Genomic DNA, 23656 nt, shown 5'->3' on the forward strand with positions numbered 1-23656 from the left:
AAACAACGCCGAAACCAATATGGGGCGCGTTGGGCACTTGGTAAAGGGATTGCGGCATGTGGCGGAGAGTGGCGTGAAGGCTTTGCGATTTGCGGCAGCGGCCTTTGCTCTGGTAATTCTCGTTTTGGTTTCTGCATTTGCGCCCGCAGCGGCGGCGGATGCTTCTGTGCTTGCCTATGGCGCCCGCATTGCCGGCGACGATGCCCGCACGCGTATCGTCATCGACATGGACCGGGCCCCCACCTTCACGGTTCACTACCTTGACAATCCCGTCCGCATCGTCGTCGATCTCCCATCAACTGCATTCGGCTTCCCGGCCGGCAGTCTGAAGCCGACCGGCGTCTTCAAGGATATTCGCTACGGCACGATGGATGCGGACAGCGCCCGTATCGTGCTGACGGCAAAGAAACCGGTTAAGCTGGTCACGGCCAAGGTTCAGGCCGATGAGAGCGGCAAGGGGCAGCGCCTTGTGCTGGATGCCGAGATGCTGCCTGCCGAACAATTTGCCGAGCTTGTAAATAAGCAGAGCTGGACGAGCGACGATACCGCTGGGGATGTCGGTCCGGTCGAGCCGGCGCAGAAAGCCGATCCGAATGTCTTCCTCGTTGCGGTCGATGCCGGTCATGGCGGTATCGATGCCGGCGCGACCGGCACGGACGGCGTCACGCAGGAAAAGGACATTACGCTCGCATTTGCGAAAATGTTTGCCGACAGGCTGAATGCACAGCCCGGCATCAAGGCCTTCCTTACGCGCGATAAGGATCAATATCTCTCGCTGTCCGAACGCGTGACGATCGCCCGGCAGAATCGCGCCTCGCTCTTCATCTCGCTGCATGCCGATACTCTTAAGCAGAAGGATATCCGCGGCGCGACCGTATATACCATCTCGGACAAGGCGTCGGACCGTCTTGCCGGCGAGGTGGCCGATCGTGAAAACAATTCCGATCAGATCGCCGGCGCCGAGGCTCAGACGCAGCCGGCCGCCGTCAACGACATTCTGACTGATCTGACACGCCGTGAGACTCAAGCCTTCTCCATTTCGCTGGCGCAGGATGTATTGTCCTCGTTCAACGGCCAGATCGCCATGATCAACAATCCGCATCGCCATGCGGGTTTCCAGGTCCTGACGGCGCCCGACGTGCCCTCGATCCTCCTCGAGCTCGGTTTTCTCTCCAACAAGGAGGATGAAAAGCTGCTGCTCGATGCCAATTGGCGAGAGAGGGTCGCCGATCGTCTGACGGAGGCGGTGAAGCAGTATCGCGTGGCCATCATCGCCAACGGCGGTTGACGGCTCCGGATGGGGCGATCCGCCGTGGCTTCCATGTAACAGCGATGTACTTTAGGACTGGATGAAATTGGAATGCTGGTGTCGGGCCCTATTTTGCTCACATTCCCGCCGTTACAGCGAAGTATCATTTGCTCGCGTATGAAGCATGGCTTTGTCCCATTGCCGTCTTGCATTCACGCCGCGAGCGTGCAAAACGCCCGTGATTATGCGATGATCTCGCGCACATGCCGCATGAAGAACAAGCACCGGTAGTATCAGATGATCAGACTAATTGGATATTTCTTTGGCTTGGGCTGCCTCCTGTTTCTGGGTGTAGCGGCTGCGGCTGCCATCTATCTGAGCGTGGTCTCGAAGGAACTGCCCGATTACGAGGTGCTTGCCAAATACGCGCCGCCGGTCACGACGCGCATCCACGCCGGAAACGGCGCGCTGATGAAGGAATATTCGCGCGAGAACCGGCTTTTCGTGCCGATCCAGGCCATTCCAGATCGCGTCAAGGCGGCTTTCCTTTCCGCGGAAGACAAGAATTTCTACAACCATCCCGGCGTCGATGTCGGCGGTCTTATCCGCGCCGTGGCTGTGAATCTGCAGAATATCGGTTCCGGCCGCCGCTTCGTCGGCGCGTCCACCATCACGCAGCAGGTCGCCAAGAACTTCCTGCTGTCCGCCGACCAGACGTTCGACCGCAAGATCAAGGAAGCGATTCTCTCCTTCCGCATCGAGCAGGCCTACAGCAAGGACAAGATCCTCGAGCTTTACCTGAACGAAATCTATTTCGGCCTGAATTCCTACGGCATCGCCGGCGCTGCGCTCACCTATTTCGACAAGTCGGTCAACGAACTGACCATCGCCGAATCGGCCTATCTGGCATCGCTCCCGAAGGGTCCGTCGAACTATAATCCCTTCCGCCGTGCCGAAGCAGCGCTCACCCGCCGCAACTGGGTGATCGATCGCATGGTCGAGAATGGCTATGTCAGCCAGAGCGACGGTGAAGAGGCGAAGAAGCAGCCGCTCGGCGTCGTGCCGCCGAAGAGCGGCCCGTCACTCTTCGCCTCCGACTATTTTGCCGAGGAAGTTCGCCGCCAGTTGATCGATCAATATGGCGAGAAGACCCTCTACGAAGGTGGCCTTTCCGTTCGTACGTCGCTCGACCCGCAGATGCAGCTCGAAGCTCGCAAGGCCCTTCAGGATGGTCTGATCGATTATGACGAGCGCCGCGGCTATCGCGGCCCGCTCAAGCAGATTGCCACCTCACAGGATTGGGGCGTCGAGCTCGCGAAGGTTCCAAGCCTGAGCGACGTGCCGGAATGGCGGGTCGCCGTCGTCCTTTCTGTATCGGATCAAGGCGTCGATATCGGCCTGCAGCCCCGCGTCGATGCCGCCGGCAAGGTATCGACGGAGCGGACACGCGGCACGATCTCCCCCGGCGACATGCGCTGGGCCTATCGCTCGGCCGGCGGCAAGTCGGCCAAATCGCCGAGCGGCGTATTGAGCCCCGGTGATGTGATTTACGTGCAGAAGACCGGTAATGCCGATTCGAGCAGCTACCGTCTGCGCCAGCCGCCGAAGGTGCAGGGCGGTCTTGTTGCCATGGACCCGCATACCGGCCGCGTACTCGCCATGGTCGGCGGCTTCTCCTACGCGCAGTCCGAATTCAACCGTGCCACGCAGGCCAAGCGGCAGCCCGGTTCGTCGTTCAAGCCTTTCGTCTACGCGGCCGCCATGGATAATGGCTATACGCCGGCCTCCGTCATTCTGGACGACCCGCTGCAGATCACGCTGAGCAATGGCGACGTCTGGAAGCCGACGAACTACGAAGGCGAGGGCGGCGGCGTCCATACGCTTCGTTTCGCCATCGAACACTCGCGCAATCTGATGACGGTCCGTCTCGCTTCCGACATGGGCATGCCGTTGGTTGCCGAATATGCCGAGCGCTTCGGCATTTACGATCATATGAACCCCGTGCTCGCCATGTCGCTGGGTGCCGGCGAAACGACGGTGCTGCGCATGGTTTCGGCCTATTCGGTCATGGCCAATGGCGGTAAGCAGATCAAGCCGACGCTTATAGACCGCATCCAGGACCGTTACGGCAAGACCATCTTCAAGCATGAGGAACGCGTCTGCGACAGTTGCAACGTTAGCGCCTGGCAGAATCAGGACGAGCCTGTCATCGCCGACAATCGCGAGCAGGTGCTCGATCCGATGACGGCCTATCAGGTCACCTCGATGATGCAGGGCGTCATCATCCGTGGTACGGCCGCCGGCAAGATCAAGCTCAACACCGATGTTGCCGGCAAGACGGGCACTACCAATGATGAGAAGGATGCCTGGTTCGTCGGCTACACGCCGAGCCTCGTCGCCGGCCTTTACATCGGCTACGATACGCCAGCCACGCTCGGCCGCGGTGGCACCGGCGGCGCCCTTGCCGCGCCGATCTTCAACGAGTTCATGCAGGCCGCCACGAAGGATGAGGCGCCTGAGAAGTTCCAGGTTCCGGCCGGCATGACGATGGTTGCGGTCAACCGTGCGACCGGCATGGCCGCACAGCCCGGCGAGCCGAATGCCATCATGGAAGCCTTCAAGCCCGGCACCGGCCCGGCTACCAGCCTGCAGGTCATTGGCGGCGGCGATGCCGCGGCGCAGGTGGCGCCTGAGGAAATCCTCAGGACTTCGCCGCAGGCGAACCAGGCGGTTACCTCCGGATCCGGCGGTCTCTTCTGATCCGACCCTATTTGTCTGATCGACATGCCGCGGGGCTTTACACCAGCGGCATGTATATCTATGTCACCAGCACTCTTTGAATTGGATGACCGCTGTCTTGAGCGGTGAACTGAAGAAGTGGGATTATGCGAGCCGAAATCGAGAAAGTAGTCGATGAAACCAAGCAGGCTATCACCCTGCTGAGGAGGCATCTTTGACTGGGACCAGGCGGTAAGACGGCTGGACTGGTTGAATAACAAGTCAGAGGATCCGACCCTCTGGAACGACGCTTCTGAGGCGCAGAAGCTGATGCGCGAGCGCCAGCAGCTTGACGACGGCATCAGTGGCGTGCGCGCGCTGGAGCAGCAGCTTGCCGACAATGTCGAGCTGATCGAGCTTGGCGAAGAAGAGGGCGACGCCGATGTTGTCCGCGAGGCTGAAGAAGCGCTCAAGGGATTGAAGGCGGAAGCCGCGCGCCGGCAGGTGGAAGCCATGCTGTCGGGCGAGGCTGACTCGAACGATACCTATCTCGAAGTCCACTCCGGCGCCGGCGGCACCGAGAGCCAGGACTGGGCCAACATGCTTCTGCGCATGTATACCCGCTGGGCCGAACGCCAGCGCTTCAAGGTGGAGCTGCTGGAAGTCCATGACGGCGAAGAAGCCGGCATCAAGTCTGCAACGCTGCTCGTCAAGGGCCACAATGCCTATGGCTGGCTGAAGACCGAATCGGGCGTGCATCGCCTCGTGCGCATCTCGCCCTATGACAGCAATGCGCGCCGCCACACGTCATTCTCGTCGATCTGGGTCTACCCGGTCGTCGACGACTCGATCCAGATCGAGATCAACGAAAGCGACTGCCGCATCGATACCTACCGCTCGTCGGGCGCCGGCGGCCAGCACGTCAACACGACCGATTCGGCCGTGCGTATCACGCACATCCCGACGGGGATCGTCGTGCAGTGCCAGCAGGAACGCTCGCAGCACAAGAATCGCGCCAAGGCGTGGGACATGCTGCGCGCCCGCATGTACGAGGCCGAATTGATGAAGCGGGAAGAGGCGGCCAATGCCGAAGCCGCCTCCAAGACGGATATCGGCTGGGGTCACCAGATCCGTTCCTACGTCCTGCAGCCTTACCAGCTGGTGAAGGATCTGCGCACCGGCGTTTCCAGCACGGCGCCGAGCGACGTTCTGGACGGTGATCTCAACGAGTTCATGGAAGCAGCCCTAGCGCATCGCATCAGCGGTGCTGCCGATACCGTCGTCGACGACGTCGAATAAGGTCGCATCCGTTCAAGCATAGAAAAGCCCCGGAGACGGGGCTTTTTTTCATGGTGCATTCTGCCCGGCTGCTTCCGGCCTCTTGGGCCTAACGCAAATATCGCGCTCAATCCGAAAACTGTTCCGCCAGGATCCTGTCCGACCATGACCTGTCCGGATCGGAGAGAATGCGGGCCGTCGTATCCTCGCTCTGGCGGATCTGAATGCCGAGAACCGATTTGACCTCGGTATTGTCGGCTGCCGCATTGACGGGGCGCTTCTCCGCTTCGAGCACGGTGATGTCGACCGTCACTCTGTTGGGAAGGAGCGCGCCGCGCCAGCGGCGGGGGCGGAAGGCGCTGACGGGCGTCATGGCAAGCAGCGGCGCTTCCAGCGGCAGGATCGGGCCATGGGCGGAAAGATTGTAAGCGGTGGAGCCCGCCGGCGTCGTCACCATCAGCCCGTCACAGATCAGTTCCGGCAGGCGGACCCGCCCGTCGATCTCCACCTTAAGCTTTGCCGTCTGATAGGATTGACGAAACAGCGACACTTCATTGATGGCGAGCGCGACGCAGGAGCTGCCGTCGGCATTGCGTGTGGTCATCTGCAGGGGGTGAAACGCGTTTTCGACGGCTGCGTCAATGCGCTCGGCCAGGCCATCCGTGCGGTAGTCGTTCATCAGAAAGCCGATGGAGCCGCGATTCATGCCATAGACGCGTTTGCCGGTGTTCATCGTCTTGTGCAGCGTCTGCAGCATGAAACCATCGCCGCCGAGAGCCACGACAATATCCGCATCTTCCTGCGATGTCTGGCCGTAAAGGCCAATAAGCTCTTCCTGCGCCGCTTGAGCCTCTGGCGCGGTGGAGGCGAGAAAACAAACGGATTGAAGATTGCGCGACATGCAATGTCCTCTGAAATAGCGATTCTTCGTAATGTTATTCCCTTGTCGCGACAAGACGTTTCGCGCGAACTGGTGAATCGGTCGATCCCCAGCTTTGACGTTGATCGACCGATTTTCCCTTTACAGGATTTCAAAATCTGGTACTGGCATGCCCATACGCCCTTGTAGCTCAGTTGGTAGAGCACCTGATTTGTAATCAGGGGGTCGCGGGTTCGAACCCTGCCGGGGGCACCATTTTTTCCTGGATATTGTCGATCGTTTCATCTCCGGTATGGAAAACCGGCGGTAGCGATATAATATGTCGTGGTGCGCGAGTTCGGAACACGCGTAGCGGTCATCAATCCTATATTCGTGTGCCTGGAACCCTATGCCCAGCAAACCCAAGAAGCCTAAACTCGAACACTCCGAGCTTTCGGGTGAGTTCACCGATGATGGCGTGACCGTCCTGGTCGATATCTTTCGACCGGCTGGCACCAATGCCGACTGGCGGATGGAGGTCATCACGCCGGAAGAGGATCTGATTGAATGGGAAGAACCCTTCGCGACAGACCGCGAGGCATTCGATGAGTTCCTTGCGACGATTGCACGCGATGGCATCAGGTCGTTCTTCGACGAAGCGGATCCTGCGATACACTGATCACCTGCCCGCGCATTGGCGGCGCTAGGTGCGCGGAAAGAGCAGCCTCGGGAAGGGGTTTCGCCGTCGCATGAAGGCGGTCGCCAACATCAGAAATGTGGCTATGTTTGCGATACGGCGGGCCGCGGCCGGGCTCTGCTTATTTGCGTACCAGCAGCAACGGCTCGCCTTCCTCTTCTTCGGACTTCTGGAAACTGCCGTCGGGCTTCATATCGAAGGAGAGCGAGGAGCCGTCATTGCCCAGCATGACAAGCCCGAACCCTTCCGTTGCCCATAGTGAGAGTTTGAGGTCACCGACTTCGCTGGCGCAATCACCGCTCGGCGACATCTTGGAGGTGCCATCCTGATCCTTGTCGGTTGTGAGCGTGATATCGCAGATGGGCTTGCCGTCTGGCGTCTGGATGCGCCACGCGCCGGCAAGGCTTGCAACAGTCGGCACATGATCGACATCTCCGAGCGCCGGCAGCAGCCAGGTCGGGTCTGCGCCTTCGCTTTCCCACGGCGAGCCTTCCTCCTGCTGGAAGCGCATGAGCGGCTTGCCCCCACCGTCCACGATCGCCAGCGCGCCATCATCGGTGAAATTCCAGATCTTGGCTGCGGTAAGGGCGGGGAGCGGCACCGCGCACGCATCCGCCCCCGTAATCTCGTAGCCGCCGGAGACCGCATTCGTCCCGAAGGTGAGGCGGCAGCCCTTGGCGCCGCTTTCCGGCGCAACCAGCCAGACGCCTGCTTGCGCCTGGATCATTTCGTCATCGGCGGCGCGCGCCGGCTGGACTATGGTCAAAGCAAGGGCGGCGGCAACCGCCGCGGGACCAAGAAGACGGATCAAAGCAAATTCCCCCAACGTGCTGCGGCCGCCAAGGGCGCCACTATGATTTGAGATAGGATCGCGTCGCATATAGCGCGATCGCGGCAGCATTCGAGACATTGAGCGACTTGATGGCGCCCGGCATATCGAGCCGAGCGAGCGCATTCACCGTCTCCCGTGTCTTCTGGCGCAGGCCCTTGCCCTCGGAGCCGAGCACGAGGGCGATCTTGTCGCCGCTGAAGGTACCTTCGAGCGGTGCGGGACCTTCCGAATCAAGCCCGATGGTCGTGAAGCCGAGCCGGTGCAGCTCGCCGAGCGCATCGGCGAGATTGGTGATCTGTATATAAGGTATGAGTTCCAGCGCGCCGGAGGCCGATTTTGCCATCACGCCTGATTCGGTCGGGCTGTGGCGCTGTGTCGTGATGACGGCACCCGCATCGAAAGCGACGGCCGAGCGCATGATGGCGCCGACATTGTGCGGGTCCGTCACCTGATCGAGCACCAGGAGCAACGGACTGTCCTTCAATGCCTCGAGACGGCGCACGGGCAGGGGGCGCGTTTCCAGCATGACGCCTTGGTGAATCGCTTCCGGGCCGAGCACCTTATCGATATCCTGCGGCGAGACGATCTCGACGGGAATGCCGAGCGCATCCGCGGGGCCGATTTCCAGCCGCACCAGCGCATTCTGCGTCGTCGACAGCTTGATGTTCTTGCGCTCGGGATTGGCAAGCGCGGCGCGGACCGTATGGAGACCATAGAGAAAGACCTGGTCGGGTGCGAGCGCCGGCGGCTTCCAATCGTCCGCGCCAGTCTTCTTGCGTTTCTGCGGCGTCGGCGTCGGGATTTCGCCGCGCTCGCGCTTGGCATCGCGATGCGCGCGACGCAGGGTGGCGTAATGCGTGTCCTTGGCCGACTTGTCGTCGGAGGTGCTGTCTGGGCCGGCGCGGCCGGAAATTTTATCTTTGCTCATGCGGCTTTATAACCAGCGCGTCCGCAAGCGCCTAGCCTCTTTCAGTGCCGGGCTTTTCCCACAGGCTGAAATTTTTTTGTCATTTTTGGTAATTCCTTGTGTTGACAGACGGAAGTGGTCCGGCCATATACGCGGCGCAGATCACGGCGGCGACGCCACGGTCTGACAAGCTTGGTCGCAAGATCCAGTCGGAATACTGGAGGGATGCCCGAGTGGTTAAAGGGGACGGACTGTAAATCCGTTGGCTCAGCCTACGTTGGTTCAAATCCAACTCCCTCCACCATTCCGTGCCGGATCTTGACCATCCCGCGGGTATAGCTCAATGGTAGAGCAGCAGCCTTCCAAGCTGAATACGCGGGTTCGATTCCCGCTACCCGCTCCAAGAATTTCAATTTATTAGCCTCTTCATCGTTCTTCGTTACAGCGAAGAGGATATTGTGCCTTGCATGCTCGTCGGTCCTGACGGCGGCTTGGGTCTCGGCGTGTCTCACCGGCGCGTATTGGCTTCTGCCTTTGCATATTTGACATGAAGGGTTGCTTATATTTGCGCGAGCGATACATATTGCTCTGGCAACCGAAACGGGAGAGCGCAAATGGGTATCTTCGACAAGATCAAGGGTGCAATCTGGGGACAGGCAAAGGCTGCCGAGGCTGCTCCGGCACCGTCGACCACCGCCGCAACTGCCAATCCGGCGCCTGCGCCGACGCCGGCTCCTTCAGCGACGACGGCAGCAACCTCGCCTGCCACCAGCGCGCCGTCCGCTCCAGTGGATATCGCCTCGATCCTTGACGCCGCCGTCAAGAAGAGCGGCCAGAAGCTGGACTGGAAACATTCCATTGTCGACCTGATGAAGGCGCTTGGCATGGATGCGAGCCTTTCGGAACGTAAGGAGCTGGCGCAGGAGCTTGGCTATACTGGTGATGCCGGCGATTCCGCCAAGATGAACATGTTCCTCCACAAGGCTCTTCTGAAGAAGCTTGCGGACAATGGCGGCAAGGTGCCGGCCGATCTTCTCGACTGATCGCTGCAAAGCTTCGGCGTCTCCGATCGGCTGCGTCGAATGATGCATCGTGACAAGCGACGATTGATTGTGGTTTGATAATTCTGCGCCCTTTCCTGCCGGGAGAGGGTGCTTTGCGTTCGAGATCGGACGAATGCCTGCCCCTCTAGCGGCACTGGATTTCTTCGCCGTGTCTCCCTATGTAAGCGCCTGAACCGGCAAATGCTTTTTTGTCTTTCCGGATCGGCCGGCGAACCTTACGCGGCGAAGGAATGTTGGTGGCTTGAGATCATCCGCCATCGGCTAGGCTTCGCCCGGAATAGGGGTTGCAATTAAGTCTTGCGCAAACGCAACGAAAGCCTTAAACGGCGGCACTAAACCGGTTCGCCGGGGTCACTCATTACGTTCACAGGAAGCATTCAAATGGCAAAGAGTAAGTTTGAGCGCAATAAGCCGCACGTTAACATCGGTACGATCGGTCACGTTGACCACGGCAAGACGTCCTTGACGGCAGCGATCACGAAGTACTTCGGCGAGTTCAAGGCGTACGACCAGATCGACGCGGCTCCGGAAGAGAAGGCTCGTGGTATCACGATCTCGACGGCCCACGTTGAATACGAGACGCCGAACCGTCACTATGCGCACGTCGACTGCCCCGGCCACGCCGACTACGTCAAGAACATGATCACGGGTGCCGCACAGATGGACGGCGCGATCCTGGTTTGCTCTGCCGCCGACGGCCCGATGCCGCAGACGCGCGAGCACATCCTGCTTGCTCGCCAGGTTGGCGTTCCGGCGATCGTGGTGTTCCTGAACAAGGTCGACCAGGTTGACGACGCCGAGCTTCTCGAGCTCGTCGAGCTCGAAGTTCGCGAACTTCTGTCGTCCTACGACTTCCCGGGCGACGATATCCCGGTCGTCAAGGGTTCGGCGCTTGCAGCCCTTGAAGATTCGGACAAGAAGATCGGCGAAGACGCGATCCGCGAGCTGATGGCTCAGGTCGACGCCTACATCCCGACGCCTGAGCGTCCGATCGACCAGCCGTTCCTGATGCCGATCGAAGACGTGTTCTCGATCTCCGGCCGTGGTACGGTTGTGACGGGCCGCGTCGAGCGCGGTATCGTCAAGGTTGGTGAAGAAGTCGAAATCGTGGGCATCCGTCCGACGTCGAAGACGACGGTGACCGGCGTTGAAATGTTCCGCAAGCTGCTGGACCAGGGCCAGGCCGGCGACAACATCGGCGCACTGGTTCGCGGTGTTAACCGTGACGGCGTCGAGCGTGGTCAGATCCTGTGCAAGCCGGGTTCGGTGAAGCCGCACAAGAAGTTCATGGCTGAAGCCTACATCCTGACGAAGGAAGAAGGCGGCCGTCATACGCCGTTCTTCACGAACTACCGTCCGCAGTTCTACTTCCGTACGACTGACGTGACCGGCATCGTGACGCTTCCGGAAGGCACGGAAATGGTTATGCCTGGCGACAACGTCACGGTTGCCGTTGAGCTGATCGTTCCGATCGCGATGGAAGAAAAGCTTCGCTTCGCAATCCGCGAAGGCGGCCGTACCGTCGGCGCCGGCATCGTGGCTAGCATCGTCGAGTAATCTTCGGATTATTCCTTTATAAGAGGCCCCGCTGGAAACAGCGGGGCCTTTTCGCATCCGGAGGTATTGCATAAGTCTGATCATTCTGACCGGTGCTTCGGGCTCGGGAAAGACCGCGATCGCGCAGGCGATCGCCAGGGACCATGCCTCTACATTAGCCGTCCATCATTTCGACAGTATCGGCGTGCCGTCGCTTGACGCCATGATCCGCGATCACGGTTCGCCCGAGGGCTGGCAGCGGGATAAGACCCTGGAATGGCTGGCGCGGCTTGCGCCACGGGTGCGGAAGGGTAGCGCCACTCTTCTCGAGGGGCAGATGCGGCCGTCCTTCATCAAGGAGGCAGCGGCCGCCGCCGATATCGATGACTATCGCCTGTTATTGATCGATTGTGATGATGCAACGAGGACACATCGTTTGTCCGTCGAGCGAGGCCAGCCGGAACTTGCCGATGCGAATATGATGAACTGGGCGGCCTACCTGCGCCGTGAAGCCCAAGCATCCAGCTTTGAGATTCTCGATACGAGCCATCTTTCTCTTAAGCAGAGCGTGGATAATGTGTTGAGGCACCTGATCGATTGATCCAACGACATTATCACCGATCGGTGATATTTTCGATCGATGAGACCTCTATCTTCGCGCGGCGCACGATATCGGCAACGAAATCGCTCTTACCGCCGGTATAGTGGTCCCACTCGCCACCGGCCTCTTCAGCCAGGCGCCGTTTCAAGTTCGCATAATTCGCCGCGCATTCAGGATGCGCGCGTAGATAGTCGCGAAAGAGAAGGCGCTCCCGATGGGCCTCGTTATCAGGCAGGCAAAGATAAAGTCGGGTGCCATAAGGCGTCTCATCCTTGGTGAAGGCCCAACGTCCGGCATCATGCGGATCGCCATGAAAGCGATATCCGTCTTCCTTCAGGCGCTCCGTCGCATCGAGCCTGGCATCTTCCGAGAAGAGGACCGCATCGATATCGAGCTTGGGTTTGGCGCATAATCCGGCGATGGCAGTGCTGCCGATATGATGAAACGCGGCGGCATGGCCAAGCAACAGGCTAATCGTCTGGCTTCTGCTTTCGAAGAGAAGAGGCCATTGCGGATCGTATTCGACAAGCGTGATCGGCCGCATCCCACTCATCTCCTTTCGCCGTTTTCGCCACGCGGCATATGCTTTATCGAGTCGGCTCGATTATTTTGCCGAGAAACCGTCAGCTCACCAAGCCGTGTCTTGCGAAATGGAAGCAAGGGCCTATGTATCGCTCGATTTTATCTGGAGGAGATTTCATGAAGAAACGTATTTTGTTCACGGGCGGCAGCGGCAAGGCTGGACGTCACACGGTTCCTTGGCTGGTCAATGCCGGCTATGAGGTCCACAATGTCGATCTCGTGCCGCTGAACAGCCCCGGCGTCACCAATCTGGTGGCTGATGTCACCGATGCGGGACAGGTCTATAATGTCCTGACGATGCACCGCGATTTTCCCGATCTCGATCAAGGCAAAGGCGTGCAGCCCTTCGACGCAGTCGTCCATTTCGCCGCCATACCGCGCATTCTGATCAAGCCAGATAACGAGACCTTCCGCATCAATACGATGAGCACCTACAATGTCATCGAGGCGGCCGCGAAGCTTGGCGTCAAGAAGATCATTGTCGCTTCCAGCGAGACGACCTACGGTGTCTGCTTTGCCGAAGGCCACCGCGATTTTCACCAGTTTCCGCTGGAAGAAGACTATGATGTCAACCCGATGGATTCCTACGGTCTGTCCAAGGTCGTGAATGAGAAGACGGCTCGGGCTTTCGCCGAGCGTTTCGGCATCGACATCTATGCGCTGCGCATCGGCAACGTCATCGAGCCGCACGAATATGAGCGGTTCCCCGAGTTTTTCGCCAACAGCGAAATCCGCAAGCGCATCGCCTGGAGCTATATCGACGCCCGCGATCTCGGCCAGATCGTCCATCTCTGCATCGAGAAGAGCGGCCTCGGCTTCCAGGTGTTCAATGCCGCCAACGACACGGTATCGGCCAATACGCCATCGCGAGAGCTGGCCGCCAAGCACTTTCCGAACGTCCCGTTCACGCGCGAGATCGGCGAATATGAGGGCTTGCTGTCCAACCGCAAGATCCGTGAGGTCCTGGGCTTCAAGGAAGAGCACGACTGGCGGAAATATGTGAAGGTCTGAGGGGACGCAGCCCTTGCAGATAGGCCGGGTGCTTTGTGTTGGCGCCCGGCAAGCGTATCGATCCGGGTGAGGGCGCCTCTCTATTTGTTACGCAACAAAACCAAAAATGCTTCCCCAAACACTCGACAAATATCGCCGTTTATTTAAGTAGGGTTGCGTTCGCGAAGCATCTCCTGGAGATTGCAGCGCATGGCCCGGTATATCCGTGCCCGTGTTTTGAACCAGTACCCTCCGGCCGATGGGTCTCAAGGGTGGGCAGCGCGCGATTTGCGTCGCGACGGAAGATAATAGTCGGCTGACCTGCAAGCGCTCAGCCGTTTCGGAGGTATCATGAAGGATAATGTTGCACGCATTTTTGTCGGGTTCGATTCCAAGGAAGTCGTGGCCTATCACGTCCTGACCCAAAGCATCATCGAGCGCTCGTCTATTCCGGTGGTGTTCTCGCCAATCGTGCTCAACAATCTCGAGGGCGTCTTCACGCGCGAGCGCAATCCGCTGCAGTCGACCGAATTTTCCTTCTCGCGCTTTCTCGTGCCTTATCTCAGCGATTATCAGGGCTGGAGCATCTTCATGGATTGCGACATGCTCGCCCGCACCGATATCGCCGAGCTTTGGGCGCTGCGCGACGACCGCTATGCGGCCATGTGCGTGAAGCACGACTACCAGCCGAAAGTCGAGACCAAGTTCCTCGGCCAGACGCAGACCAAATACGAGAAGAAGAACTGGTCGAGCATGATCCTGTTCAACAATGCCAAGTGCACGGCATTGACGAAGGATTTCGTCAATACGGCAACCGGCCTGCAGCTTCATCAGTTCAAGTGGCTGGAGAATGACGACCAGATCGGCGAGGTGCCGGTGACCTGGAATTATCTCGTCAACGAATATGACTACCGTGACGATGCCAAGCTCGTGCATTTCACCGATGGCGGCCCGTATTTCGACGAATATCGCAATGACGATTATGCGGAAGAATGGTTCGCCATGCGCGACCGGATGCTGCACGTCCAGCAGAAGTGAGCGAGTTGGATCACAAGACGACTGAAAACATCGATGTCGGCATACCGGCTGCGGGCTCCGCGGCCGGTTTGAACAGCGCCGACGGATGGCGGACCATGTTGATGGGGTTTTCCCATATCGTCCTGGTCGCCAATAGTGATGCAGTCGATATCGCAAGCCTGCAGGCGCAGTTTCCGCAGACGGCGCTCTTCGTCTTCTTCAACAAGGTCTACAAGGTTCTGGATCGCCCGTTCCATGGGCATTCGCTGCTGATCTCGCGCGGGCAGCCGCGCGGTGCCAACATCGTCTATCGCGGCGAAGTGGGCGAGGTCGTCAAATTCTTTCCGAAGGAATATTTCCTCGGCATCATGAACATCCGCCTCGGACCGGAGGAGAAGCTCAATCCCGCCGCTGATTTCCAGGGAGCGCCGACCGGCCACCTTGATCTCGTGGGCTTCTGCTCGGATTTCTACACGGAGGGCAAGACGCCGACGAGCGGCTTTGCCATGGCGCTCTGGCTCAGCGACCTGAAACTGCCCGGCGCGATCGTGCTTGCGGGTTTCTCGGCCAGACGCAGCCAGAAGTGGAGGGTGGTTTCCGCCCATGATTGGAGCTTCGAGCAGACCTTCCTGCGCCTATTTGCCCGATTGGGGAAGATCACCATCCATGGTGGGGTCGCACTGAACCCCTATATCAGCCTTGCCCAGCGCTTCACGGAAGTTCCGCCGGCCGAGATTGCTTTGGCCGCGGCTGAGGTTTTGTCGGAGCGACTGGGCAATACCGACACCGAAATAGATAAGCTGATCTCCCTGACCAATGTGATTCGCTCCGCGGATAACTTCATGCGTCGCCTCAGGCCGAAATTTCTCAAGCGCAAGCCGAAAGGCTCTCCCGGAGAATAACGAGGGCGAGGGGTATCCTTCCCGTAGCATTCGCGGCGGCTTTGCCCTGGCGGCAAATCTTCTGTTGGAGCCAGTCCCGTGTGAAGTTGCGGGTTCGATTGGGAAAAAGCAAAAAACGCTCTTGCCAATCGTTTCGTCCCGCCTTAAAGGGAGCGCCATGTCTTCGAACTGTTTGGGCGGTCCACCGCTTTAAGCAAATATTCGAAGGAAGAAGGGGTATAGCTCAGTTGGTAGAGCGGCGGTCTCCAAAACCGCAGGTCGTAGGTTCGAGCCCTGCTGCCCCTGCCATTTCCTTGATTTGACTGGCGCGTTGTTTCGCAGCTTCTTGGGTTGAGGGTCGTGCCGGATTGCCGGCAAATTTTAGAAAACACCGTATTGCCTCTTGTTAAATCGGGAATCGGTGTTTATGTAGGGTTTAACAGACACGCGGTGCGTGGGGCTGATATGTTCAGCTTTACGCGCCGTAATTGCGTGGGCAGTCAATGGCATCCAAAACGAATCCACTAGCGTTTCTGCGGCAGGTGCGCTCCGAGACGTCGAAAATCACTTGGCCCTCACGCCGCGAGACGATGATCTCGACGGTGATGGTGCTCGTCATGGTCGTTTTCGCTTCGCTGTTTTTCTTTGCTGCTGACCAGCTCATTGGCTGGATTCTCGGCTACGTGCTGAATACCGGCAATTGATATCGGGTGGAGATGAACATGGCGGCACGTTGGTACATCGTCCACGCTTATTCTAATTTCGAAAAGAAGGTGGCTGAATCCATTGAGGAGAAGGCCAGGCAGAAGGGTCTTGAGCATCTGTTCGAGAAGATTCTTGTGCCGACGGAAAAGGTTGTAGAGGTTCGTCGCGGTCGCAAGGTCGACAGCGAGCGCAAGTTCTTCCCGGGTTACGTGCTCGTGCGCGCCAATCTGACGGATGAAGCCTACCACCTGATCAAGAATACGCCGAAGGTCACAGGCTTCCTCGGTTCCGACAATAAGCCCGTTCCGATTCCGGATTATGAAGCCGAGCGCATTCTCGGTCAGGTTCAGGAGGGCGTCGAGCGGCCGAAGGCTTCCGTATCCTTCGAGATCGGCGAGCAGGTCCGTGTTTCCGATGGTCCGTTCGCATCGTTCAACGGCACGGTTCAGGATGTGGACGAAGAGCGTTCGCGCCTGAAGGTGGAAGTGTCGATTTTCGGCCGCGCTACGCCGGTCGAGCTGGAGTACAGCCAGGTCGAGAAGGTCTGATTGTGATTTCTACGAAGGGTTGGCCTGGCGGCTGGCCTTTCGTTCGAGTTTGGATATAAGTAAATGCTTACTTATGTCTCGCGGCGCAGCCGCACTGCGCGTGGAAGGGTAGGGTCTTAGCCGGACCTGGTGATCCGCACCACGCAACCGCAGCCGCCGGAGCGATCCGGCATAGTGGGCCGGGCAGCCGGTCATGTAGAAAGGCAGAGAGAAATGGCTAAGAAAGTTGCAGGCCAGCTCAAGCTGCAGGTCAAGGCCGGCTCGGCGAATCCGTCGCCGCCGATCGGTCCTGCGCTTGGTCAGCGTGGCATTAACATCATGGAATTCTGCAAGGCGTTCAATGCCGCCACGCAGGAAATGGAAAAGGGTATGCCGATCCCGGTCGTCATCACCTACTACCAGGACAAGTCCTTCACCTTCATCATGAAGCAGCCGCCGGTCAGCTACTTCCTGAAGAAGGAAGCGAAGATCCAGTCCGGCTCGAAGACCCCGGGCAAGGGCGCCAAGGCTGGCACCCTGACCAAGGCTCAGGTCAAGGCAATTGCCGAAGCCAAGATGAAGGATCTGAACGCCGCCGATATCGAAGGCGCAATGGCCATGATCGAGGGCTCTGCCCGCGCCATGGGCCTGGAAGTGGTAGGTTAAGACCATGGTAGCAAAGCGTATTCAGAAGATCCGTGAAGGCGTTGATCCGACCAAGCTTTATGCCCTGGATCTGGCCATCAACATGGTCAAGGAACGTGCCGTCGCCAAGTTCGACGAAACCGTCGAAATCTCGATGAACCTCGGCGTTGATCCGCGTCACGCCGACCAGATGGTTCGCGGCGTCGTCAACCTGCCGAACGGCACCGGCCGTACGGTTCGTGTTGCCGTCTTCGCTCGTGGCGCCAAGGCCGACGAAGCCAAGGCTGCCGGTGCTGACATTGTCGGCGCTGAAGACCTGGTCGAAATCGTTCAGGGCGGCAAGATCGATTTCGATCGCTGCATCGCCACCCCGGACATGATGCCGCTGGTCGGTCGTCTCGGTAAGGTTCTCGGCCCGCGTGGCATGATGCCGAACCCGAAGGTCGGCACCGTCACGATGGACGTCAAGGCTGCTGTCGAAGCATCCAAGGGCGGCGCTGTCGAGTTCCGCGTCGAGAAGGCTGGTATCGTCCATGCTGGTATCGGCAAGGCTTCCTTCGACGCCAAGGCTCTGGAAGAAAACATCCGCGCCTTCGCTGACGCCGTCATCAAGGCGAAGCCGGCTGGCGCCAAGGGCAACTACGTCAAGCGCGTAGCGATCTCCTCGACCATGGGTCCGGGCGTCAAGATCGAGCCGTCGTCCGTCACGGCGCCGAGCGCCTGATTGATTTTGCCGGGCGGTAAGCTCGGCTTTTAAGAATTCCCGGCCTTTCGGGGCCGGGATTTCCGGAGAAATCCGGAATTCCTGTCCGAGATTGCAGGTGGTTATCCCTTAATCACTTAAGCCTGCATGAGACGGGTAAGACCCGAATTTTGAAGAAGCATCGCTTCGATGAACTCGGTTCGAGCCTTGGATGCCTTGTGCCTTGGAGCCGTATGGCTCGAGCGCGAGGGGACAGGATCCTCAAGCGTCGCTTGGGATCTCTCTTGATCCCAGGAGGCAAAAGGCAACCCGGCAGGCCCGTTAACCCGGTCCTGTCAACTGGAGAAAAGCAGTGGAAAGAGCGGAAAAACGCGAATTCGTCACGGAACTGAACGAAGTCTTCAAGGCTTCGGGCTCGGTTGTCGTGGCCCACTATGCTGGTGCTACAGTCGCTCAGATGAACGATTTTCGTTCCAAGATGCGCGCTGCTGGCGGCACCGTCAAAGTCGCGAAGAACCGCCTGGCCAAAATTGCTCTTCAGGGCACGGATGCGGAAGGGATTTCCAATCTCTTCACCGGTCAGACGCTGATCGCATACAGCACTGATCCGATTACCGCTCCGAAGGTCGTCGTGGATTTCGCCAAGGGCAACGACAAGATCGTTGTACTGGGCGGTGCCATGGGAACAACAACGCTCAACGCCGAAGGTGTAAAGTCGCTCGCGACCCTGCCTTCGCTGGACGAGCTGCGCGCGAAGCTGCTGGGCATGATCCAGACTCCGGCTACCCGCATCGCAGGTGTTGTTGCAGCGCCGGCAAGCCAGCTTGCTCGCGTGTTCTCGGCCTACGCCAAGAAGGACGAAGCCGCGTAAGGCGGTTTTTCGCTGTTTATAACCAACCAGTTCGAACCGAACAAAAGGAACTATCAAAATGGCTGATCTCGCAAAGATCGTAGACGACCTCTCCTCGCTGACCGTTCTCGAAGCCGCAGAACTGTCGAAGCTTCTCGAAGAAAAGTGGGGCGTTTCCGCCGCTGCTCCGGTAGCTGTTGCTGCCGTTGCCGGTGGTGCTGGCGGCGCTGCTGCAGCTGCTGAAGAAGAAAAGACCGAGTTCGACGTCATCCTCGCTGATGCCGGCGCGAACAAGATCAACGTCATCAAGGAAGTCCGCGCCATCACCGGCCTGGGCCTCAAGGAAGCCAAGGACCTCGTTGAAGCCGCTCCGAAGGCTGTCAAGGAAGCTGTTTCCAAGGCTGAAGCTGCTGACATCAAGAAGAAGCTCGAAGACGCCGGCGCTAAGGTCGACGTTAAGTAAGCTTGAAACTGCTTTGGGAGGTGGTTTTTGCCGCCTCCCATTTGCCGTTTTTCTGAACGAATTACCCAAAAGCCGCGGGCAAAACGGCTTTTGGGTAATGGGTTCTTCAAGAGGATGGTCTCAAACCGAACCGCGACGCAATCCGGCTGAGCGGTTTTCGGTTAGATAGACGAGATTGAACTACTCATTGATTGATGGGGTCGCCTGGCCAGTGATTCCCATCCGTTGCAGGCCCGGGTGCAGGATTTTAAAGGAGCGACGATGGCTCAGACCCTTTCGTTCAACGGTCGCAGGCGCGTACGCAAGTTTTTTGGTAAGATTCCCGAAGTCGCAGAGATGCCGAACCTCATCGAGGTTCAAAAAGCGTCCTACGATCAGTTTCTCATGGTCGAAGAACCCAAGGGCGGCCGCCCGGACGAAGGTCTCCAGGCCGTCTTCAAGTCGGTTTTCCCGATCACCGATTTCTCCGGCGCTTCCATGCTGGAGTTCGTTTCCTATGAATTCGAGCCGCCGAAGTTCGACGTCGACGAGTGCCGCCAGCGCGACCTGACCTATGCAGCGCCGCTGAAGGTGACCCTCCGTCTGATCGTGTTCGATATCGACGAGGATACGGGCGCGAAGTCCATCAAGGACATCAAGGAACAGAGCGTCTACATGGGCGACATGCCGCTCATGACGAACAACGGTACGTTCATCGTGAACGGCACCGAGCGCGTGATCGTGTCGCAGATGCACCGTTCGCCGGGCGTATTCTTCGATCACGACAAGGGCAAGAGCCATTCTTCCGGCAAGCTGCTCTTTGCCGCTCGCGTCATTCCGTATCGCGGCTCGTGGCTTGACATCGAATTCGACGCCAAGGACATCGTCTACGCCCGTATCGACCGTCGCCGCAAGATTCCGGTGACGTCGCTGCTGATGGCACTTGGCATGGACGGCGAAGAAATTCTGTCGACCTTCTACACGAAGTCGCTCTATGAACGTTCCGGCGATGGCTGGCGCATCCCCTTCAAGGCGGAAACGCTCAAGGGCGCCAAGACCGTTACGGACATGATCGATGCCGACACCGGTGAAGTCGTGGTCGAAGGCGGCAAGAAGCTCACGCCGCGCCTGCTGCGCCAGCTGCAGGACAAGGGCCTCAAGGCTCTGAAGGCGACCGACGAAGAGCTGTATGGCCTGTTCCTGGCAGAAGACATCGTCAACTTCCAGACCGGCGAGATCTATCTCGAAGCCGGCGACGAAATCGACGAGAAGACGCTGCCTATCATCCTGAAGGCCGGCTTCGACGAGATCCCGATCCTCGGCATCGACCACATCAATGTCGGCGCCTACATCCGTAATACGCTGTCGGCTGACAAGAACGAGAACCGCCAGGACGCTCTGTTCGACATCTACCGCGTCATGCGTCCGGGTGAGCCGCCGACCATGGAATCGGCCGAAGCCATGTTCAACTCGCTGTTCTTCGATGCGGAGCGTTACGATCTCTCCGCCGTCGGCCGCGTGAAGATGAACATGCGCCTCGACCTCGACGTCGAAGACACCGTCCGCATCCTGCGCAAGGACGACATCCTGGCCGTGGTCAAGATGCTTGTCGAACTGCGTGACGGCAAGGGCGAGATCGACGACATCGACAACCTCGGCAACCGCCGCGTCCGTTCGGTCGGCGAGCTGATGGAAAATCAGTATCGTCTGGGTCTGCTGCGCATGGAGCGTGCGATCAAGGAACGTATGTCCTCGATCGAAATCGACACGGTCATGCCGCAGGATCTGATCAACGCAAAGCCGGCTGCTGCTGCTGTCCGCGAATTCTTCGGCTCCTCGCAGCTGTCGCAGTTCATGGACCAGGTGAACCCGCTTTCGGAAATCACCCACAAGCGCCGTCTTTCGGCTCTCGGCCCGGGTGGTCTGACCCGCGAGCGCGCCGGCTTCGAAGTCCGCGACGTGCATCCGACGCACTACGGGCGTATTTGCCCGATCGAAACGCCGGAAGGTCCGAACATCGGTCTCATCAACTCGCTGGCGACCTTTGCCCGCGTCAACAAGTACGGCTTCATCGAAAGCCCTTATCGCCGCATCATCGACGGTAAGGTGACCAACGACGTGCTCTACCTCTCCGCCATGGAAGAGGCGAAGTACTACGTTGCTCAGGCCAATGCCGAGCTCGACGCCGACGGCTCCTTCATCGAGGAATTCGTCGTTTGCCGTCATGCCGGCGAAGTCATGCTCGCTCCGCGCGACAACATCAACCTGATGGACGTCTCGCCGAAGCAGCTGGTTTCGGTCGCTGCCGCTCTGATCCCGTTCCTGGAAAACGACGACGCCAACCGCGCCCTCATGGGCTCGAACATGCAGCGTCAGGCCGTGCCGCTGCTGCGTGCCGAAGCTCCGTTCGTCGGCACCGGCATGGAGCCGGTCGTCGCGCGTGACTCCGGTGCTGCTATCGGCGCCCGCCGCGGCGGCGTGGTCGACCAGGTCGACGCAACGCGTATCGTTATCCGCGCCACCGAAGACCTCGATCCGTCGAAGTCCGGCGTCGATATCTACCGCCTGATGAAGTTCCAGCGTTCGAACCAGAACACTTGCGTCAACCAGCGTCCGCTGGTCACCGTCGGTGATGTGGTCAACAAGGGCGACATTCTGGCGGACGGTCCGTCGACCGACCTCGGCGATCTGGCTCTCGGCCGCAACGTGCTCGTCGCGTTCATGCCGTGGAACGGCTACAACTACGAAGACTCGATCCTGCTCTCCGAGCGTATCGTTGCCGACGACGTGTTCACCTCCATCCACATCGAAGAATTCGAAGTGATGGCGCGCGACACCAAGCTCGGTCCGGAAGAAATCACCCGCGACATTCCGAACGTTTCGGAAGAAGCGCTGAAGAACCTGGACGAAGCCGGCATCGTTTACATCGGCGCCGAAGTTCAGCCGGGCGATATCCTCGTCGGCAAGATCACGCCGAAGGGCGAAAGCCCGATGACGCCGGAAGAAAAGCTCCTGCGCGCCATCTTCGGTGAAAAGGCATCGGACGTTCGCGATACCTCCATGCGCATGCCGCCCGGCACCTACGGTACGGTCGTCGAAGTTCGCGTCTTCAACCGTCACGGCGTCGAGAAGGACGAACGTGCCATGGCGATCGAGCGCGAAGAGATCGAACGCCTTGCCAAGGACCGTGACGACGAACAGGCGATCCTCGACCGTAACGTCTACGGCCGTCTGGTCGAGATGCTGCGCGGTCAGGTTGCTCTTGCTGGTCCGAAGGGCTTCAAGAAGGGCACGGAACTGTCGAATTCAGTCGTTTCCGAGTATCCGCGTTCGCAGTGGTGGATGTTTGCCGTCGAGGACGAAAAGGTCCAGAGCGAGCTCGAAGCCCTGCGTGGCCAGTACGACGAATCCAAGTCGCGTCTCGAACAGCGCTTCATGGACAAGGTCGAAAAGGTCCAGCGCGGCGACGAAATGCCTCCGGGCGTCATGAAGATGGTCAAGGTCTTCGTCGCTGTTAAACGCAAGATCCAGCCGGGCGACAAGATGGCAGGTCGTCACGGGAACAAGGGCGTGGTCTCGCGCATTGTTCCGGTCGAAGACATGCCGTTCCTTGAAGACGGTACGCATGTCGATATCGTGCTGAACCCGCTGGGCGTTCCCTCGCGTATGAACGTCGGTCAGATTCTCGAAACGCACCTTGGCTGGGCTTGCGCCGGCATGGGTCGTCAGATCGGCGAACTGATCGAAGCCTACAAGGCGAGCGGCAACATCGAACCTCTGCGCAAGACGATCGATCTGGTCGTCGGCGACGGTCCGAAGAGCGACGACGTTCACGAGTATGACGATGCGTCGGTGCTGCGTCTGGCCGATCAATGGAAGCGTGGCGTGTCCATCGCGACCCCGGTCTTCGACGGTGCTGGCGAAGCTGACGTCAACCACATGCTGGCAATGGCAGGTCTCAAGCAGACCGGTCAGTCGACGCTGTACGATGGTCGTACCGGCGAGCAGTTCGACCGCCAGGTCACGGTTGGCTACATCTACATGCTGAAGCTGAACCACCTTGTCGACGACAAGATCCACGCCCGCTCGATCGGTCCGTACTCGCTCGTTACCCAGCAGCCGCTTGGTGGTAAGGCGCAGTTCGGCGGCCAGCGCTTCGGCGAAATGGAAGTCTGGGCGCTCGAAGCTTACGGTGCAGCCTACACGCTGCAGGAAATGCTCACGGTCAAGTCGGACGACGTGGCCGGTCGCACCAAGGTCTACGAAGCCATCGTTCGTGGCGACGACACCTTCGAGGCGGGCATTCCGGAAAGCTTCAACGTTCTCGTCAAGGAAATGCGCTCGCTGGGCCTCAGCGTCGAACTGGAAAACTCCAAGGTCGACGATCTGCAGACGGCAAGCCAGCTTCCGGACGCAGCCGAGTAATAGCCTGCGGGTGCGCGCTGCCAGTCAGCGCGCACCGCTTGGAATATTGCAGCGCCGTTGGCGTCCCTTCGGATGCATGGCGCCGCAAGGCGGTTTAAAAGCGTCAGTCCGGTTCCCGGGATTTGCCGGCACTGTTCGCAATTCGAGG

21 protein-coding genes and 4 tRNA genes are annotated in these 23656 nt (G+C 59.1%); 21 read left to right on the forward strand and 4 right to left on the reverse strand.

The window, feature by feature from the left end:
- The first annotated feature begins 37 nt into the window (after positions 1-37).
- From RTCIAT899_RS07190 to prfB, 3 genes are all read left to right on the forward strand, one after another.
- Positions 38-1288, forward strand: a complete 1251-nt coding sequence (locus RTCIAT899_RS07190) for an N-acetylmuramoyl-L-alanine amidase (protein ID WP_376766873.1) — start codon at positions 38-40, stop codon at positions 1286-1288.
- A gap of 258 nt (positions 1289-1546) precedes the next feature.
- Positions 1547-4009 carry a penicillin-binding protein 1A gene (locus RTCIAT899_RS07195; protein ID WP_015339577.1) on the forward strand — a complete coding sequence of 821 codons (2463 nt, stop codon included), beginning with the start codon at positions 1547-1549 and terminating at the stop codon, positions 4007-4009.
- A 125-nt stretch (positions 4010-4134) separates the two neighbouring features.
- Positions 4135-5266 (forward strand): peptide chain release factor 2 gene (gene prfB, locus RTCIAT899_RS07200; RefSeq protein WP_135488176.1). Its coding sequence is split into 2 segments (ribosomal slippage): positions 4135-4203 and positions 4205-5266, totalling 1131 coding nucleotides; the frame shifts between segments, so codons are not numbered across the junction.
- A 106-nt stretch (positions 5267-5372) separates the two neighbouring features.
- Here the strand turns inward: prfB and RTCIAT899_RS07205 are convergent.
- Positions 5373-6146: an NAD kinase gene (locus RTCIAT899_RS07205; protein ID WP_015339579.1), complete on the reverse strand. Its 774-nt coding sequence runs from the start codon at positions 6144-6146 to the stop codon at positions 5373-5375.
- A 158-nt stretch (positions 6147-6304) separates the two neighbouring features.
- On the opposite strand from RTCIAT899_RS07205, the gene RTCIAT899_RS07210 reads away from it, so the two are divergent.
- Both RTCIAT899_RS07210 and RTCIAT899_RS07215 read left to right on the forward strand, forming a co-directional pair.
- A tRNA-Thr gene (locus RTCIAT899_RS07210) sits at positions 6305-6380 on the forward strand.
- A 133-nt stretch (positions 6381-6513) separates the two neighbouring features.
- A complete protein-coding gene (locus tag RTCIAT899_RS07215) occupies positions 6514-6783 on the forward strand; it encodes a hypothetical protein (protein WP_015339580.1) in 270 nt (89 codons plus the stop codon).
- 139 nt (positions 6784-6922) lie between these two features.
- Here the strand turns inward: RTCIAT899_RS07215 and RTCIAT899_RS07220 are convergent, their stop codons facing one another.
- Together RTCIAT899_RS07220 and rlmB are read right to left on the reverse strand one after the other, a co-directional pair.
- On the reverse strand, positions 6923-7612 hold the full coding sequence (locus tag RTCIAT899_RS07220) for an AprI/Inh family metalloprotease inhibitor (RefSeq protein ID WP_015339581.1): 690 nt from the start codon (positions 7610-7612) through the stop codon (positions 6923-6925).
- 40 nt (positions 7613-7652) lie between these two features.
- Complete coding sequence (gene rlmB / locus RTCIAT899_RS07225; RefSeq protein ID WP_015339582.1) at positions 7653-8561, reverse strand: 23S rRNA (guanosine(2251)-2'-O)-methyltransferase RlmB; 909 nt, start codon at positions 8559-8561, stop codon at positions 7653-7655.
- A gap of 198 nt (positions 8562-8759) precedes the next feature.
- Between rlmB and RTCIAT899_RS07230 the strand changes: the two genes are divergently transcribed.
- The 5 genes from RTCIAT899_RS07230 to RTCIAT899_RS07250 all read left to right on the forward strand — a co-directional run bounded on the left by RTCIAT899_RS07230 (position 8760) and on the right by RTCIAT899_RS07250 (position 11741).
- Positions 8760-8844, forward strand: a tRNA-Tyr gene (locus tag RTCIAT899_RS07230).
- Between the two features lie 25 nt (positions 8845-8869).
- Positions 8870-8943, forward strand: a tRNA-Gly gene (locus RTCIAT899_RS07235).
- A gap of 211 nt (positions 8944-9154) precedes the next feature.
- Positions 9155-9583 (forward strand): DUF3597 domain-containing protein, encoded by a 429-nt coding sequence (locus RTCIAT899_RS07240; RefSeq protein ID WP_015339583.1) that lies wholly within the window; start codon positions 9155-9157, stop codon positions 9581-9583.
- 402 nt (positions 9584-9985) lie between these two features.
- Entirely contained in the window at positions 9986-11161 is a 1176-nt protein-coding gene (gene tuf, locus RTCIAT899_RS07245) for an elongation factor Tu (RefSeq protein ID WP_015339584.1), read from the forward strand.
- Between the two features lie 202 nt (positions 11162-11363).
- Complete coding sequence (locus tag RTCIAT899_RS07250; protein WP_244441446.1) at positions 11364-11741, forward strand: hypothetical protein; 378 nt, start codon at positions 11364-11366, stop codon at positions 11739-11741.
- 13 nt (positions 11742-11754) lie between these two features.
- Here the strand turns inward: RTCIAT899_RS07250 and RTCIAT899_RS07255 are convergent, their stop codons facing one another.
- Positions 11755-12285, reverse strand: coding sequence for a GrpB family protein (locus tag RTCIAT899_RS07255; RefSeq protein ID WP_015339586.1), 531 nt, complete (start codon positions 12283-12285; stop codon positions 11755-11757).
- A 155-nt stretch (positions 12286-12440) separates the two neighbouring features.
- On the opposite strand from RTCIAT899_RS07255, the gene RTCIAT899_RS07260 reads away from it, so the two are divergent.
- The 11 genes from RTCIAT899_RS07260 to rpoB all read left to right on the forward strand — a co-directional run bounded on the left by RTCIAT899_RS07260 (position 12441) and on the right by rpoB (position 23508).
- Positions 12441-13334 (forward strand): NAD-dependent epimerase/dehydratase family protein, encoded by an 894-nt coding sequence (locus RTCIAT899_RS07260; RefSeq protein WP_041677361.1) that lies wholly within the window; start codon positions 12441-12443, stop codon positions 13332-13334.
- Positions 13335-13664: 330 nt separating this feature from the next.
- Positions 13665-14351: a glycosyltransferase family protein gene (locus RTCIAT899_RS07265; RefSeq protein ID WP_015339588.1), complete on the forward strand. Its 687-nt coding sequence runs from the start codon at positions 13665-13667 to the stop codon at positions 14349-14351.
- 95 nt (positions 14352-14446) lie between these two features.
- Entirely contained in the window at positions 14447-15232 is a 786-nt protein-coding gene (locus RTCIAT899_RS07270) for a 3-deoxy-manno-octulosonate cytidylyltransferase (protein WP_184462023.1), read from the forward strand.
- Between the two features lie 212 nt (positions 15233-15444).
- Positions 15445-15520, forward strand: a tRNA-Trp gene (locus tag RTCIAT899_RS07275).
- Positions 15521-15714: 194 nt separating this feature from the next.
- The gene (secE, locus tag RTCIAT899_RS07280; RefSeq protein ID WP_015339590.1) at positions 15715-15915 is read left to right on the forward strand and encodes a preprotein translocase subunit SecE; all 201 of its coding nucleotides are present in this window, start codon (positions 15715-15717) and stop codon (positions 15913-15915) included.
- Positions 15916-15933: 18 nt separating this feature from the next.
- A complete protein-coding gene (gene nusG / locus RTCIAT899_RS07285; RefSeq protein ID WP_004123460.1) occupies positions 15934-16464 on the forward strand; it encodes a transcription termination/antitermination protein NusG in 531 nt (176 codons plus the stop codon).
- A gap of 213 nt (positions 16465-16677) precedes the next feature.
- On the forward strand, positions 16678-17109 hold the full coding sequence (gene rplK / locus RTCIAT899_RS07290) for a 50S ribosomal protein L11 (protein ID WP_015339591.1): 432 nt from the start codon (positions 16678-16680) through the stop codon (positions 17107-17109).
- Positions 17110-17113: 4 nt separating this feature from the next.
- Entirely contained in the window at positions 17114-17812 is a 699-nt protein-coding gene (gene rplA, locus RTCIAT899_RS07295) for a 50S ribosomal protein L1 (RefSeq protein ID WP_015339592.1), read from the forward strand.
- A 331-nt stretch (positions 17813-18143) separates the two neighbouring features.
- Positions 18144-18662, forward strand: a complete 519-nt coding sequence (rplJ, locus tag RTCIAT899_RS07300; protein WP_004123444.1) for a 50S ribosomal protein L10 — start codon at positions 18144-18146, stop codon at positions 18660-18662.
- A gap of 58 nt (positions 18663-18720) precedes the next feature.
- Complete coding sequence (rplL, locus tag RTCIAT899_RS07305; RefSeq protein ID WP_015339593.1) at positions 18721-19104, forward strand: 50S ribosomal protein L7/L12; 384 nt, start codon at positions 18721-18723, stop codon at positions 19102-19104.
- Positions 19105-19365: 261 nt separating this feature from the next.
- A complete protein-coding gene (gene rpoB, locus RTCIAT899_RS07310) occupies positions 19366-23508 on the forward strand; it encodes a DNA-directed RNA polymerase subunit beta (protein WP_015339594.1) in 4143 nt (1380 codons plus the stop codon).
- The last annotated feature ends 148 nt before the right edge of the window (positions 23509-23656 follow it).

Origin of the sequence: Rhizobium tropici CIAT 899 (assembly GCF_000330885.1) — a bacterium.
In the GTDB taxonomy this organism is placed as follows: Bacteria; Pseudomonadota; Alphaproteobacteria; order Rhizobiales; family Rhizobiaceae; genus Rhizobium; species Rhizobium tropici.

Excerpts from the sequence above, each read along its gene's own strand:
- rlmB (WP_015339582.1), bottom strand. The coding sequence starts at position 8,561 with ATGAGCAAAGATAAAATTTCCGGCCGCGCCGGCCCAGACAGCACCTCC.
- rplA (WP_015339592.1), top strand. The coding sequence starts at position 17,114 with ATGGTAGCAAAGCGTATTCAGAAGATCCGTGAAGGCGTTGATCCGACC.
- RTCIAT899_RS07240 (WP_015339583.1), top strand. The coding sequence starts at position 9,155 with ATGGGTATCTTCGACAAGATCAAGGGTGCAATCTGGGGACAGGCAAAG.
- rplK (WP_015339591.1), top strand. The coding sequence starts at position 16,678 with ATGGCTAAGAAAGTTGCAGGCCAGCTCAAGCTGCAGGTCAAGGCCGGC.
- RTCIAT899_RS07195 (WP_015339577.1), top strand. The coding sequence starts at position 1,547 with ATGATCAGACTAATTGGATATTTCTTTGGCTTGGGCTGCCTCCTGTTT.
- RTCIAT899_RS07215 (WP_015339580.1), top strand. The coding sequence starts at position 6,514 with ATGCCCAGCAAACCCAAGAAGCCTAAACTCGAACACTCCGAGCTTTCG.
- rpoB (WP_015339594.1), top strand. The coding sequence starts at position 19,366 with ATGGCTCAGACCCTTTCGTTCAACGGTCGCAGGCGCGTACGCAAGTTT.
- RTCIAT899_RS07250 (WP_244441446.1), top strand. The coding sequence starts at position 11,364 with ATGATCCGCGATCACGGTTCGCCCGAGGGCTGGCAGCGGGATAAGACC.
- secE (WP_015339590.1), top strand. The coding sequence starts at position 15,715 with ATGGCATCCAAAACGAATCCACTAGCGTTTCTGCGGCAGGTGCGCTCC.
- nusG (WP_004123460.1), top strand. The coding sequence starts at position 15,934 with ATGGCGGCACGTTGGTACATCGTCCACGCTTATTCTAATTTCGAAAAG.
- RTCIAT899_RS07270 (WP_184462023.1), top strand. The coding sequence starts at position 14,447 with ATGTTGATGGGGTTTTCCCATATCGTCCTGGTCGCCAATAGTGATGCA.
- RTCIAT899_RS07255 (WP_015339586.1), bottom strand. The coding sequence starts at position 12,285 with ATGCGGCCGATCACGCTTGTCGAATACGATCCGCAATGGCCTCTTCTC.
- rplL (WP_015339593.1), top strand. The coding sequence starts at position 18,721 with ATGGCTGATCTCGCAAAGATCGTAGACGACCTCTCCTCGCTGACCGTT.
- RTCIAT899_RS07260 (WP_041677361.1), top strand. The coding sequence starts at position 12,441 with ATGAAGAAACGTATTTTGTTCACGGGCGGCAGCGGCAAGGCTGGACGT.
- RTCIAT899_RS07205 (WP_015339579.1), bottom strand. The coding sequence starts at position 6,146 with ATGTCGCGCAATCTTCAATCCGTTTGTTTTCTCGCCTCCACCGCGCCA.
- tuf (WP_015339584.1), top strand. The coding sequence starts at position 9,986 with ATGGCAAAGAGTAAGTTTGAGCGCAATAAGCCGCACGTTAACATCGGT.
- RTCIAT899_RS07265 (WP_015339588.1), top strand. The coding sequence starts at position 13,665 with ATGAAGGATAATGTTGCACGCATTTTTGTCGGGTTCGATTCCAAGGAA.